This is a genomic window from Porphyrobacter sp. ULC335, assembly GCF_025917005.1.
Classification (GTDB): Bacteria; Pseudomonadota; Alphaproteobacteria; order Sphingomonadales; family Sphingomonadaceae; genus Erythrobacter.
The window spans coordinates 3,430,143-3,443,474 of record NZ_CP078091.1 but is presented as its reverse complement, the minus strand read 5'-3'; the positions used below and the strand labels follow the sequence as shown (position 1 = coordinate 3,443,474).

The 13,332-nt window shown below is 65.4% G+C and carries 13 protein-coding genes; 7 read left to right on the top strand and 6 right to left on the bottom strand.

Annotated features, from left to right (window positions below; all coding sequences use genetic code 11):
* Nucleotides 1-127: 127 nt before the first annotated feature.
* The 3 genes from KVF90_RS16490 to tilS all read left to right on the top strand — a co-directional run bounded on the left by KVF90_RS16490 (nt 128) and on the right by tilS (nt 3,251).
* The gene (locus KVF90_RS16490) at nt 128-1,093 is read left to right on the top strand and encodes a helix-turn-helix domain-containing protein (RefSeq protein WP_264392644.1); all 966 of its coding nucleotides are present in this window, start codon (nt 128-130) and stop codon (nt 1,091-1,093) included.
* A gap of 128 nt (nt 1,094-1,221) precedes the next feature.
* The gene (locus tag KVF90_RS16485) at nt 1,222-2,265 is read left to right on the top strand and encodes a tetratricopeptide repeat protein (RefSeq protein WP_319641038.1); all 1,044 of its coding nucleotides are present in this window, start codon (nt 1,222-1,224) and stop codon (nt 2,263-2,265) included.
* Nucleotides 2,256-3,251, top strand: a complete 996-nt coding sequence (gene tilS, locus KVF90_RS16480) for a tRNA lysidine(34) synthetase TilS (protein WP_264392643.1) — start codon at nt 2,256-2,258, stop codon at nt 3,249-3,251. The genes KVF90_RS16485 and tilS overlap by 10 nt, the downstream gene beginning before the upstream one ends.
* A 7-nt stretch (nt 3,252-3,258) precedes the next feature.
* Here tilS and KVF90_RS16475 read toward each other — a convergent pair whose 3' ends face one another.
* A complete protein-coding gene (locus KVF90_RS16475) occupies nt 3,259-4,071 on the bottom strand; it encodes a L,D-transpeptidase family protein (RefSeq protein ID WP_264392642.1) in 813 nt (270 codons plus the stop codon).
* Nucleotides 4,072-4,155: 84 nt separating this feature from the next.
* Nucleotides 4,156-5,544 carry a 30S ribosomal protein S12 methylthiotransferase RimO gene (gene rimO, locus KVF90_RS16470; protein WP_264392641.1) on the bottom strand — a complete coding sequence of 463 codons (1,389 nt, stop codon included), beginning with the start codon at nt 5,542-5,544 and terminating at the stop codon, nt 4,156-4,158.
* 78 nt (nt 5,545-5,622) lie between these two features.
* Here rimO and KVF90_RS16465 point away from each other — a divergent pair, with 78 nt between their 5' ends.
* Both KVF90_RS16465 and KVF90_RS16460 read left to right on the top strand, forming a co-directional pair.
* Nucleotides 5,623-5,862 carry a DUF6356 family protein gene (locus tag KVF90_RS16465; protein ID WP_264392640.1) on the top strand — a complete coding sequence of 80 codons (240 nt, stop codon included), beginning with the start codon at nt 5,623-5,625 and terminating at the stop codon, nt 5,860-5,862.
* 67 nt (nt 5,863-5,929) lie between these two features.
* Nucleotides 5,930-6,331 carry a DUF1761 domain-containing protein gene (locus KVF90_RS16460; protein ID WP_264392639.1) on the top strand — a complete coding sequence of 134 codons (402 nt, stop codon included), beginning with the start codon at nt 5,930-5,932 and terminating at the stop codon, nt 6,329-6,331.
* On the opposite strand, the gene KVF90_RS16455 is transcribed toward KVF90_RS16460, so the two are convergent.
* From KVF90_RS16455 to serS, 3 genes are all read right to left on the bottom strand, one after another.
* Complete coding sequence (locus KVF90_RS16455; protein WP_264392638.1) at nt 6,328-7,407, bottom strand: potassium channel family protein; 1,080 nt, start codon at nt 7,405-7,407, stop codon at nt 6,328-6,330. The genes KVF90_RS16460 and KVF90_RS16455 overlap by 4 nt on opposite strands.
* A gap of 14 nt (nt 7,408-7,421) precedes the next feature.
* Nucleotides 7,422-8,186, bottom strand: coding sequence for a 5'/3'-nucleotidase SurE (gene surE / locus KVF90_RS16450; RefSeq protein WP_264394572.1), 765 nt, complete (start codon nt 8,184-8,186; stop codon nt 7,422-7,424).
* Between the two features lie 137 nt (nt 8,187-8,323).
* Complete coding sequence (gene serS, locus KVF90_RS16445) at nt 8,324-9,874, bottom strand: serine--tRNA ligase (protein ID WP_264392637.1); 1,551 nt, start codon at nt 9,872-9,874, stop codon at nt 8,324-8,326.
* A 98-nt stretch (nt 9,875-9,972) separates the two neighbouring features.
* Between serS and KVF90_RS16440 the strand changes: the two genes are divergently transcribed.
* Nucleotides 9,973-10,212: a hypothetical protein gene (locus tag KVF90_RS16440; protein WP_264392636.1), complete on the top strand. Its 240-nt coding sequence runs from the start codon at nt 9,973-9,975 to the stop codon at nt 10,210-10,212.
* Nucleotides 10,213-10,271: 59 nt separating this feature from the next.
* Here KVF90_RS16440 and KVF90_RS16435 read toward each other — a convergent pair whose 3' ends face one another.
* A complete protein-coding gene (locus tag KVF90_RS16435; RefSeq protein ID WP_264392635.1) occupies nt 10,272-12,554 on the bottom strand; it encodes a TonB-dependent receptor in 2,283 nt (760 codons plus the stop codon).
* A gap of 122 nt (nt 12,555-12,676) precedes the next feature.
* Here KVF90_RS16435 and KVF90_RS16430 point away from each other — a divergent pair, with 122 nt between their 5' ends.
* On the top strand, nt 12,677-13,321 hold the full coding sequence (locus KVF90_RS16430) for a TetR/AcrR family transcriptional regulator (protein ID WP_264392634.1): 645 nt from the start codon (nt 12,677-12,679) through the stop codon (nt 13,319-13,321).
* The last annotated feature ends 11 nt before the right edge of the window (nt 13,322-13,332 follow it).

Here is a 13,332-nt window from a genome sequence, read left to right as displayed (position 1 = left end):
GCGCGGTCTGCGGCAACGAGCTATAGCAACGCTTGACAGGACGCAGCCCAGCGGGTGAGTCCGGTTCAGGAACAATACACGCACACTACCTCATATAAAGCCTCGCAAGAAGGCGCGGACCCGGGTCATGGACAGCGAAGAACAGAACAGCGCAGACACTGCGCAAGAGCCGGTTGTTTCCGGACCGGGCGGGACCTTGCGCGCGGCGCGCGAGGCGCTGCGCCTTGATCTGGCGCATATCGCTGCCGAGACGCGCATTCCGCTGCGCCATCTCGAAGCGATCGAGGCGGGCGATTTCGAAAGCCTGCCGTCGCGCGCCTATGCGATCGGCTTTTCGCGGACCTTCGCCAAAGCGGTAGGCCTTAATGACGCGGCCATCACCGATGCGGTGCGCGTTGCACTGGCCGACGGTTCGATGCGGCGGACGGCACCGTCTTCCGGGATGGAGCCGGGCGATCCGGCACGGCTTCCTTCGGCGGGTCTCGCCTGGGCGGCGGCGGCGGCGGTGCTGGTGTTCGCTATCGGGATCTTTGCCTTCTACAACAGCTATTTCGGTGCCGGGACTGAGCCGGGTTCGCTGCTGTCACCCGAGTCTGCAGCGCCGTCTGCACCGGTTGCAGCCCAACCCGCCCCTGCGCCCGTCGCAGCGCCGGGCGGCGCGGTGGTGCTGACCGCGCTTGAGGACGGCATCTGGGTACGGCTTTACGAAGAAGGGGGCGAGCGGCTGACCGAACGGACACTCAAGCAGGGCGAGTCGGTCGAAGTGCCAGCGGCGGCAGTCGATCCGCGGATCAACACCGGGCGGCCCGATGCGCTGGCGGTGACGATTGGCGGCCAGCAGGTCCCCAAGCTTTCGGATCGGCCGGAAACAATCTCCGGCATTGCGGTATCGGCGAAGGCATTGGCCGCACGGACAACCGCTCCTGCGGCCGGAGCGGTAACACCGCTGGCAGGTAACGCCACTCCGCCGACGCGTCCGGTGCGCCAGAACCTGTCCGCCCGCCGAACCGATACTGCTGCGCCCGCGCCGACTCCGGACATAGCCGCGCCAACCGAAACCGCACCTTCGCCTGATCGCGCGCCGCAGCGTTAACCGTTTTTCCCGTTGATTAGGTGACTTGCCGCTCTCGACTTGGGCCGCAGGGCGCGGCAGGGATTCGGGACATGTTCATGTGGTGTGCGCCACGCAGTCGCAACCATTGCCAGGGAGCCTGACGAGCCATGACCCCCGACCTGCGAACTTCTGCCCTCAAGATGATCCCGCTGCGCCTTGCCGGTGCGGCGTTGATGGCGGCCACCGCTGCAACCATTGCCACCATGCCCGTACCGGTCGCCGCGCAGGAGACCGCGGACGAAGCACGTATCCGCAAGATCGAGGCCGAGGTCCGCGCTCTCCAGCGCAAGGTCTTCCCCGGCGGTGACGGGCGTTTCTTCGAGCCCCAGATCGGCCCGGGCACGCAAGGGTCGGCCACCACGCCCGCACCGGCAATCGGCACCAGCGCGCCTTCGACCACCGCGGTGACCGACATCCTCATCCGTCTCGATGCTTTGGAAAGGCAGTTGCAGGCGCTCACCGCGCGTTCGGAAGAGCAGGCTAACGCGCTCTCGCAGATGGAATTGCGGCTGGCGGCTCTCGAAACGGCAGGCAATGTGCCGATCGATGCACCTGCGGCGAACCTGCCAGCTGTGCAACCCGCGGCGACTACGCCGGTGGTTGTCCCTGCGGCGGCGACCACGCCTGCGGTGCGTCCCCCGGTCCAGACCACACCCGCGCCCACCGTGCCTGCGCCAACTCCTGCCCCGGCCGCCAGCGTCGCCGCGCCTAGCGCCTCGCGTCTTGCTGCGGTGCAGGCAATCGCCAAGCCGCAGACAGCCGACGCGGGCGATGACGAGTATTCCTACGGCTTCCGCCTGTGGAGCGCCGGGTTCTTCCCCGAAGCGCGCCAGCAGCTCACCCGCTTCGTCGAGCAATATCCCAACCACACCCGCATCAGCTTCGGGCGCAACCTGCTGGGCCGTGCCTTCCTTGACGACAATATGCCCAAGGAGGCCGCGCAGTGGTTCCTCAAGAACTATCAGGCCAACAAGGCCGGTGACCGTGCGCCGGACAGCCTGCTGTACCTTGGCGCATCGATGATCGCGATGAAGGATACCAAGCGTGCCTGCATCGCGCTGGCCGAATTTGCCGAGACCTATCCGCTGATCGCATCGGGGCGGCTCGCCACCGACTATCAGGCGAACCGCGCGAAGGTGAAGTGCAGCTAGACCTTCCCGCGCGCTTCGCTGCCGATCTGGGGGCGCTGTGGCCCGAAGACGAGCGGAGCGGCCCGCTGGGACTGGCGGTATCGGGCGGGCCGGATAGCCTCGCACTGCTGTTGCTCGCCCATGCGACGATGCCGGGGCGGATCGCGGTCGCCAGCATCGATCACGGCCTGCGCCCCGAGGCTGCGGGCGAAGTCGCCCTGGTCGAGCGGATCGCTGCCGAGCGGGGCATTCCCTTCACGCCGCTGACTGTCACGCTCGCCCCCGGCAATGTGCAGGCCAAAGCGCGCGAGGCGCGCTACGCGGCGCTGGCGGAGTGGGCGCAAGAAGCAGGATTGGGCGCGGTCGCGACGGCGCACCATGCCGACGATCAGGCCGAAACGCTGCTGATGCGCCTCAACCGGGGCAGCGGGCTGGCGGGCCTTGCCGGCGTGCGGGCCAGCACAACCATTGACGGGACCGATGTCGTGCTGCTGCGCCCGCTGCTCGGCTGGCGCAAACCCGAGCTGTCGGCAGTGGTAGAAGATGCCGGGATCACCCCCGCGCTCGATCCGTCCAACACCAATCCCGATTTCGACCGCGCCCGATTGCGCGCCCGGCTGGACGAGGCCGATTGGCTCGATCCGGTGCAGATCGCCGCGAGCGCCGCGCATCTCGCTGAAAGCTGGCAGGCGCTGAACTGGTATGCCGAGCTGGACTGGCACGAGATGGTGATGCGCGATGACAGCGCGCCGGGCGGGCTGGGCTACACCTATTGCGCCAACGTTCCGCGGGTGATTGCCATCGAGACGATCCTCGCGATCATCGCCGCGCTGGGCGGGCACGCCACCCGGGCCGAGGCTGCGCGGGCTTGGGACCGGCTCTGGGCGGGCGAGAACGCCTCCTTGGGCGGCGTGCTGGCGGTGCCGGGGGTGGAGCGGGTCGAAAAGGTTGGCGTGATGATGCGCGTGTGGCGCTTCCGGCCGGAACCTGCGCGTTCTTTGAATTGATCGCGCGCTAGAGCACCTTGTCGCCAACCCCGATCATCCGCCCGCGGGTGATGATTACCTTGTCCCCGCGCTTGCTGGCGGCGAACAGCTTCGAGGCGAAATCGTCAGGCACGCCGATGCAGCCGTGGCTGGCATAGCCGTTCATCACCGGCGAACCGTGGATCGCGATCCCGTCCCACGTCAGACGCAGCGTCCAGGGCATGGGCGCATTATTGTATTTCTCGGAGACATTGTCCTTCTCCTTGGTCAGGATCGGGAAGGTGCCGAGCGGGGTGGGGTGGTCCTGCGTGCCTACCAGCACCACTGCGGTCCCGATCTCGTGCCCGTCACGGAAGGCGCTGATCACGCGCGCGTCCAGGTCGACGGTTATGACCAGTGCGCCGGTGCGCGGTGCGGCGCCTTCGTCCCAGAACCAGTCGCCGTAACGGATGGTGCCTTCGATAGGCAGGATCGACTTGATGACGAAGGGATTGCTGCTGGTGCGCGTCAGAGTGGCGGGCGTCGGGACGGCGACCGGCATCGGCGCAGCGACGGGAAGCGGCTGCGCGACATCGATTGGCATCATCCGGATCGCCGGACCGCGCGGTTCTTCAGCCTCAATCACCGGTGCCGCGACCTCCAGCGGCGGCAGGCCGGCATAGACTGCTGCCGCATCGTCTAGCGCAGGCACTTGGCTATCGGGGTCGATCTCCTCGAATGTATCCGCGGCGCGCGCCGCCACGACTTCTGCGGCATCGGCAGCACGGTCGACATTGGACTGCGCGAAGGCTGCGAATTGCAGCACCGCTACGGCGATGAGGAAGACGAGGATACGGATCATGCCCGCGAATATGCCGCGTTAGCCGAAGCGTTACCAGCGGTTAACCACGCTGCGTCCCTGCGGGGGACGGGCGAAGGGCAGGGGTTAACGCGCGATCACCCCGAACAGGTCGTGGGCATCGGCATCTTCAATGGTGACGTTGACGATATCGCCGGGGGCGAGCGTCTCCGGCACATTGCGCAGGTACACCGCACCGTCGATCTCGGGCGCGTCGGCCTGGCTGCGGCCGCTCGCGCCGATGTCACCGTCTTCGTCGGGCTCGCCAACCTCGTCGATGATGACGGGCAGCGTCCGGCCGACCTTGGCAGCAAGCTTGGCGGCGCTGATCCGCTCGGTCACTTCCATGATCCGGGCGTAGCGTTCTTCCTTGATTGCCTCCGGCACCTGATCGGGGAGCGCATTGGCAGCCGCGCCCTCAACCGGTTCGAAGCGGAAGGCACCCACGCGGTCGAGCTGGGCTTCTTCCAGCCAGTCGAGAAGGTACTGGAAGTCCTCCTCGGTCTCGCCCGGGAAGCCGACCACGAAGGAACTGCGGATCGCGATGTCGGGGCAGATTTCGCGCCATGACTTCAGCCGCTCCAATACCTTTGCCTCGTTGGCGGGCCGGCGCATCAGCTTCAACACCTTGGGGCTGGCGTGCTGGAACGGGATATCGAGATAGGGCGTCAGCAGCCCCTCGGCCATCAGCGGGATGACCTGATCGACGTGGGGGTAGGGGTAGACGTAGTGGAGCCGCACCCACGGCGCGTTGCCTTCGGGAGTGCGCAGCCCGCCAAGCTCGCGCGCCAGATCGGTCATGTGCGCACGCACTTCCCGGCCTTTCCACTCGCGCGGTTCGTGGCGGATATCGACCCCGTAGGCGCTGGTGTCCTGCGAGATGATGAGGAGTTCCCTGGTGCCGGCGGCGACCAGTTTCTCCGCTTCGCGCAAGCAGGCATCAATGCGGCGGCTGGCGAGTTTCCCGCGCAGGTCCGGGATGATGCAGAAGGCGCAGGAGTGATTGCAGCCCTCGGATATCTTGAGGTAGCTGTAATGGCGCGGCGTCAGCTTGATGTCAGGCTGCGGGATCAGGTCGACGAACGGCCCCTGGCTCGGCGGGGCGTGCAGGTGGACCGCCTCCACGACCTGCTCGTACTGGTGCGCGCCAGTCACCGCGAGCACTGCCGGATGCGCGGCGCGGATCGCGTCCGCCTCTTCGCCCATGCAGCCGGTCACGATTACGCGGCCGTTTTCGGCGATCGCCTCGCCGATCGCGGCAAGGCTTTCTTCCTTGGCGGAATCGAGGAAGCCGCAGGTGTTGACCAGCACCACATCCGCGCCCGCATAATCCTCGGCAAAGGCATAGCCATCGGCGCGCAGGCGAGTGAGAATCCGCTCGGAATCGACGAGCGCCTTGGGGCAGCCGAGGCTGACCATCCCGATCTTCTTCTGGTCGGGGAGGACGGTAGGGGCGGTGGTGCTGGCGGTGTTCATTGCGGCGCGCCCCTACACTGTGTGCGGCCCTAGCGCTAGGGTTGACGGGCGCAGGTCTGGCGGGGCATCTGGGAGAGCATGATCACGAAGCTCTTCACAGACCACCCGCGCGCCATCGGCGAGACCTATGGCCAGCACGCCCGGACCGCACTCAGCTTTGGATGGCGGATGGTAGTCGGGGGTCTGGCATGCATGGTCCACGCCATCATCCCGGGCCTGTTCGTCAAAACCGCGAGCCGCACAGTGGTGCAACTCGACGCTGAAATGCGCGGCCGCAAGCCTGCACCGGGCGCCGAGGAATTCGCTTACGTCATCTAGGCGCGCCCTGGCGCTACCCCTTGTGCGCGCTTTGCGGTAGCATGACGCTGCAGCGAGGAGAGCAAGCATGAGTGATTTCGCCCTGTGGCCGGTGCTGGCGGGAACCGCAGCGTTCTTTGCCGTGGGCGCCCTGTGGTACGGGGTGATCTTCGCCAAGCCTTGGCAGCGCGCGGCCGGGCTTTCGAACACCCAGCTCAAGAGCGGCAACATGGGGCTGATCTTCGCGCTGACCTTTGCCTTCGAGATGCTGATCGCGATGGTGCTGTGGCACCTCGTGGCTCGCACCGATCCGCCGCAATTCGTGGTGATGATGATGGCGGTCGGATTTGCGATCGGGGTGATGATCCCGGCGATCGGGATCAACTATCTCTACCTGCGCAAACCGCTCGCGCTGTTCCTGATCGATGCTGGCCATTTCCTCGTCGGCATGGCGGCGATGGGCGGGGTGTACGTGTGGTTCAGGGCCTAACCCGCTGAGCCGTTCTCGCTCTGCGCGGTCGGAACGATTTCCACCACCACATCGCCTGGCTGGAGCATCTGGCACTCGTCCTCCCAGAAGCCGATGGCGCGGCCATTGCGATAGACCCGCAGGCCCTGTCCGCCGCTCTTGAGGTCGGTGATCGACTTGCCGCATTCTGCCGCGCTCACCTCGCGCTCGACCAGTTGCACCCGCCCACCGACGCTGGCGAGGTCGGCGAGATAATCGGCGATGTGTGCACCCTTGACGCTGCCGGCCAGCAGCAGGCCGGTGAAACGCACCGGGTTGATGACGTTGTTCGCGCCCGCCTGCCGCGCCAGCAGCTCATTATCCTCTGCGCGCACCACCACGCTGATCGGAACCTTGGGCGCGAGGTGGCGCACGGTCAGCACCATCAGGATCGAGGTATCGTCGCGCCCGGCGCTCACCAGCACGCTGGCGGCCTGCGCGATCCTGACCGCTTTCAGCGTTTCGTCACGCGTCGCATCGGCGGCCATGACATTGACGCCAAGCTTTTCCGCTTCGGTCAGGCGTTCCTCGGACGGGTCGATTACGACGATGCAGCGCGGATCGACCCCGCGTTCGATCAATTCGCCCACGCTTTGCGCGCCGGAGACGCCGAAGCCCAGCACCACCACATGATCGGTCAGCTGCTCCTGGATGCGAGCCATGCGAAACTTCTCCCAGCTGCGCTTGATGACGAAATCGTAGGCCGCGCCCACGAAGATGAACAGCACCGCGATGCGCACCGGGGTGACGATCACGGCCTCGATCAGCCGCGCCCGGTCGGAAATCGGAGCGATATCGCCGAAGCCCGTGGTCGTGATGCTGATCATGGTGAAATAGACGACGTCGAGGAAGCTGATGACGTTGTCGTGATTATCTTTCAGCCCCGCGCGGTCCCACCAGTGGATCGCTATCACCAGCGTGATCAGCAGGAAGGCGAGGCCCATGCGGATGCCGAGATCGCCCCACACCGGAATCCTGACCTGCCGCCGCAGCGGCTGGAACTGGTCAGCCAGCAGCGCCTTGCGCCGGAACGGATTGCGGCTCGGCTCCTCGGCCATCCGCGCGCGCCCGCTCAGCCGCCGAATCGATCGGCGAGGATGCCGATGGTCGAATAATGGGTGAGGTCGAGCTGCAGCGGAGTCACCGCGACATAGCCTTCCTCGATTGCTTCCAGATCGGTGCCATGGTCCAGCGTATGCTCGATCTGGTCGAGCCCGAACCAGAAATAGCGGTAGCCGCGCGGGTCGCGCCCTTCGACAAGGGTGCCGCGCGAGTAGTCGTGGAAGCCTTGCCGCACGACGCGGATGCCCTTCACGTCCTCGGGAGCGCGTGCCGGGAAGTTGACGTTGATGAGCGTGCGGTCGGCCATCGGCGCGTCGATCAGCGGCTTCAACACCTTCGGCCCCCATTCGCGGGCCGCGCCGAAGGGCACGTCATCGCCCATGCCTTCGCGGGCATAGACCTGGCTGAAGGCGATGGAGCGGATGCCGGCCAGCGCGCCCTCGATCGCGGCTGAGACGGTGCCGGAATAGGTGATGTCATCGGCAAGGTTCGCGCCGCGATTGACGCCGGACAGGATCAGGTCTGGCGCATCGGGCATGACCGTGCGCAGCGCCATCATCACGCTATCGGTGGGCGTGCCGGTGACGGCGAAGCGTCGCTCGCCCAGTGTCTGGAGCCGGACGGGACGGGTCAAGGTGAGCGAGTGACCCGCGCCCGATTGCTCCTCGGACGGGGCGCAGATCCAGATATCGTCGGAAAACTGCCGCGCGATCTCCTCCAGCACCTTGAGGCCGGGGGCGTGGATGCCGTCGTCATTGGTGAGGAGGATTCTCAGCGGTTTTCTCCAATCTCGTCATGCTGAACTCGTTTCAGCATCCATCGGTCTGCCAGTCGCCGTGCAGTGTTTGGGGCACGATGGATCCTGGAAGCGAAGCTGGCCATAGGTCAATCAAGTTCAGGATGACGGAGGGGTTATTGGGGGGTGATGACCTCAAGCCCGCCCATATACGGCCTGAGCGCTTCCGGCACCGTCACGCTGCCATCCTTGTTCTGGTAGTTCTCGATCACCGCGACCAGCGTGCGCCCGACCGCGAGGCCGGAGCCGTTGAGGGTGTGGACGAACTCGGTGCGCTTCTCGCCCGCCACGCGGTAGCGGGTGTTCATGCGGCGGGCCTGGAAGTCGCCGGTGTTGGAGCACGAGCTGATCTCGCGGAAGGCGCCCTGACCGGGGAGCCACACTTCGAGGTCGTAGGTCTTGCGCGCGCCGAAGCCCATGTCGCCGGTGCACAGCAGAAGCTTGCGATAGGGCAGGGCGAGGCGTTCGAGGATGGTCTCGGCAGCGCGGACCATGCGCTGGTGTTCTGCTTCGGAGTCCTCAGGCTTTACGATGCTGACCAGTTCGCACTTTTCGAACTGGTGCTGGCGGATGAACCCCCGCGTATCGCGCCCCGCCGCACCGGCCTCGGAGCGGAAGCACAGCGTGAGCGCGGTGAGCCGCATCGGCAGAGCGGCTTCGTCGAGCAGCTCGCCCATGACGCTGGCGGTGAGGGAAACTTCGCTGGTGGGGATGAGGTAAAGTGAAGATATTTGCTTGCTTTTGCGAGCGAGCGCCTCTCGCTCTTCGATTTCATTCGAGCGCTTCACTCTGTCAAGTAAGCGCTTTTCGTACGCAGCAAGCATGTCATCAAGCTGATCAACCAAGGCTGGATAATTATCAGATTCAGTTATGGCATCTACGTCTTCCACATTCTTTCTAATCAGCCGAGTAAGATCGAGGAAGTCTATCAGCGCCTCGCCATCTGATTTGATCGATGCGTTTAGCGCGTCGGTTTCGATTTCGATCTTTTTGGCCTCGTTCAAGATGCCGAAGCTATCCTCAGCAAACTTCGGCAGCTTGTCCGTGCCGTACATCGCCTCGTCCTTGACGAGCACTGGCGGGTTGCATTCGGCATAGCCATGCTCGCCCGTCTGCACGTCGAGCATGAACTGACCAAGCGCCCGGTGCAGCCGTGCCATGCCGCCGCGCAGGAAGGTGAAGCGTGCGCCCGACAGCCGGGTGCCGGTCTCGAAATCCATGCCCAGAGCAGGGGCGATGTCGGCGTGTTCCTTGGCGGTGAAATCGAACTCCCGCGGGGTGCCCCAGCGCGAGACTTCGACATTCTCCTCCTCGCCGCCGCCATCGGGGACGTCCGCGCCGGGCAGGTTGGGGATGATCTCCAGCGCCTCTTTGAGATGCTTCGCCAACTCGTCGGCGCGCGCTTCCAGCGCGGGCATCTCGTCCTTGAGCGCGGCGACTTCGGCCTTCAGCGCCTCGGCTGCGTCCTTGTCGCCCTTGGCCATCGCCGCGCCGATCAGCTTGCTCGCTTCGTTGCGGCGGCTCTGCGCGATCTGCACCTGCGTGGTGACCGCGCGGCGTTCTTCGTCCAGCGCGATCAGGCCCGCAGCCAGCGGTGCAAGCCCGCGCCGGGCAAGGCCCGCATCAAAAGCCTCGGGGTTCTCTCGGATAAAGCGGATATCGTGCATGGGCCGCGCTATGCCCGCTCGGGCGGATCAAGAAAAGCCGCAATCGGATGGAACTTACCGGGCTGCCCCACGGTTCATCGCTGAGGAGGTATCGCAATATGATCCGTAAATTGATTGGCGCCGCGATTGGCGCAAGTGTCGCAAAGAAGCATCCGGCAGCAGGCGGAGCGACTGGCGTCGTGCTGGCGACCGCCGTGCCTTTCATCATCTCGCGCGTCAGCCTGCCCGCGATGGTGGCGCTGGGCGTCGGCGGCTATGTCGCCAAGCGCTTCATGGACAAGAATACGGCGGAGCAGGCCACCAAGCCCACCCCGCCGTCTGCTCCCGTCCAGCAGTAACCCGGTAATGAAGACAGGGGCGGCGGTGGCTATCCAGAGGCCGCCGCCCCTTGGGGAGTTCAGAACGCGAAGCCGACCATCACATTCCACGTGCGCGGGTCGCCGAAGTAGACAGTCTGGATGTTTCCAACCGAGCTGAACTCCTGACCATCGGTTCTGTAGAGTTCGTCGGTGAGGTTCTTCACCCCGCCCTGCACATAGAAGCGCCGGTTGGCATCATCGAAGCGAACGAAGGCGTTGGTGAGCCAGTAGCCGTCCTCGACCAGCCCCGCACGGTTGTCGACGCTCAGGAAATGCTTGTCGACGAAGCGCGCATCGCCGGCGAAGGTCAGGCTGCCCGCGCTGCCCAGTCCGATGCGGTAATCGGTCGCAACGTTGAAGGTGATCGGTGGAGCGAAGGCCGGCTCGCACGTGATCTGCGTGCCGGTCGGGTTGCAGCTGAAGGCGGGCGCGCGGCGGCCGTCGTTGAATTCCTCATACTGCGCATCGAGATAGCCGAGGCTACTGCGCACCGTCCAGGCCTTGGTCGGCTTGACCACGGCTTCCAGCTCTGCGCCACGGATCGACATCTTGCCGGCGTTGAGCACCGGGAAGACGCCCACCGCGCCGCCACCGACACGGGCCTGGAAATCTTTGAAGTCGCTGTAGAAGACGTTGCCAGCCAGGTAGACGCGCCCGTCGAGGAAGCTTGCCTTGGCACCTGCTTCGTAGGTCCACACGGTCTCGGGCGCGAAGTTCGTCACCAGCTGCGAGGTGCCGTTCACCACCAGCGTGAGATCGGCGAGGCCGTTGGCGCGGCCATTGAAGCCGCCTGACTTGAAGCCCCGCGAGGCCGAGGCGTAGATCTGGCTGTCCGCACCCGGCTTGTACGATAGGGTGACGCTCGGCGTCCAGGCATCGAAGCTGATGTCGTTATCGAGATTGAACGGCGCGGGCAGGCTGCCCGGGAAGCGGAAGGTCAGCCCGTTCAGCGGACCGAAGGTTGAGACGGTCGTGGTGACACGGTCGTAGCGGCGATCTTCCTTGGTGTAGCGCAGGCCGCCAGTGATGCTGAGGCGATCGGTGAAGTCGTAGGTCGCCTGACCGAAGGCCGCGTAGCTCTTGGTGTTCTGCTCGTCGTCGATCAGGCGGGTGAAGGGCACGCCGAACAAATCATCGGCATAGGCCTCCTGATGCGAGCGGATATTTTCGTTGAGGTAGAACAGCCCGAACACGCCGCGGAAGTTGCTGGTGTCCCACTTCAGCTGGACTTCCTGGCTGAACTGACGCTGGTCGATGCCGACGAAGACGTCGCCGAGCTCGGCCTGAGTGGCATCGATGTCGATGAACAGGTCGGGTTCAAGCTTGCGCCACGCGGTGATGCTGGTCAGCGTGATCGCATCCGAGAGTTCCACATTGGCAGTGAGGCTGGCGCCCCAGTGATCGAGCCGCTGGCCTTCGTCGCCGGTGAAGCTGGTGGAGGCGCGGAAGTCATAGGCACCATCGGGCTGGGCAGGGATTGGCCGCACGCCGCCAAGGTTGGCGGTGGCGTAGCCCAGGGTAAGCGCGTTGCGCTGGCGGTTGTAGTCTCCGCTCGCAATCAGCTCGATGGTGTCGGTTGCCTGCACACGCAGGATGCCGCGCGCGGTAAGGCTGTCGCGATCGTTGTACTTGCGTCCCGTGCGCGGATCGGTGACGATCCCATCGCGCTTGTCATACTGGCCCGCGAGGCTGAGCGCCACGCGGTCTGTGACCAGCGGCGCGCTGAGATAGCCATTGAGCACGATCTGGTCGTAGCTGCCGTAGAGCGCCGAACCGGCGGCGCGGACATCGTCGAGATCGGGCTTGCGGCTGACGATCGAGATCGCGCCTCCCGTGGTGTTCTTGCCGTAGAGCGTGCCCTGCGGGCCGCGCAGCACTTCGATCCGCTCGACATCGAACAGGCCGAGCAGCGCGCCCTGAATGCGCGACAGGTAGACGCCGTCGACATAGATTCCGACTGCGGGATCGAATGTCTGGAGCGCGTCAGGCTGGCCGAGGCCGCGGATGAAGATGTTGGCGCTCGCGGCCGAGCCACGGCCCTGAACGAGGTTGAGGTTGGGGGCGGCGGCCTGAAGGCCGGACAGGTCGATCGACTGGGTGCGCTGTAGATCGGCCTGGTCGAAGGATGTGACCGCGACCGGCACGTCGATCAGGCGCTCTGCACGGCGGCGCGCGGTGACGAGGATTTCGCCGCTCTCGGCCGGGGCTTCGTCCGCGACTGTATCGGCTGCGCTGTCCTGCGCGGCGAGGGGATTGGCAAGGCTGGCAAGGCCGGCGGTGCCGACAAGCAGCGCCGTGCGGGCATAATTGGTGAATCTCATAGGGTGTTCCTCTCCTGTCGCCTTCTTATGGATGCATAGATATTGAAAGTTGAACCACCTTTCAAGTTTAGACTTGTGCGTACCCCTTGCGCGTCCTACCGAAAGCGTGGAGGGAGTAGCTGATGGGCAACAGTCCGGGCACCGCGACAAAAGTCGAAGACGCTGCGTGCAGCGACGCCAAGACGCCGCGCACCGAGCGTGGGCGGCGGACGTTGCGCAAGCTGCTCGATGCTGCGGCCGAGGAATTTGGCGAGAAGGGCTTCCACGAAGCCTCGGTCAGCTCGATCACCCGCCGGGCGGGCGTGGCGCTGGGCAGCTTCTATACCTATTTCGACAGCAAGGACGCGCTGTTCCGCGCGCTCGTCGCCGATATGAGCGAGAAAGTGCGCACCAGCGCGCGTTCGGCGCTGACGGACGGCATGGGCGCGCTGGAGATCGAGCGGGCCGCGCTCGCCGCGTTCCTGCACTTCGCCGCCGAGCACAAGGAAGTCTACCGGATCATCGACGAGGCGGAGTTCGTCGATCCGGCGAGTTACCGCGAACACTACGAGACCATTGCCGCCCGTATCGCTGAAAGGCTGCGCGCCGGGGCCGCCGGGGGCGAATTCCGCGATGGCCTGGGTGAACTTGAGGCCTGGGCGATGATGGGCATGAACGTCTTTGTCGGCCTGCGCTATGTGGTGTGGGGCGGCGGGGCCGAGATGGGGCCGGACGATATCGCCGCCGGGGTCAACCGTTTGCTGGCAGAGGGCGTCTTGCGGCGCTAGAGCTGCCGGCC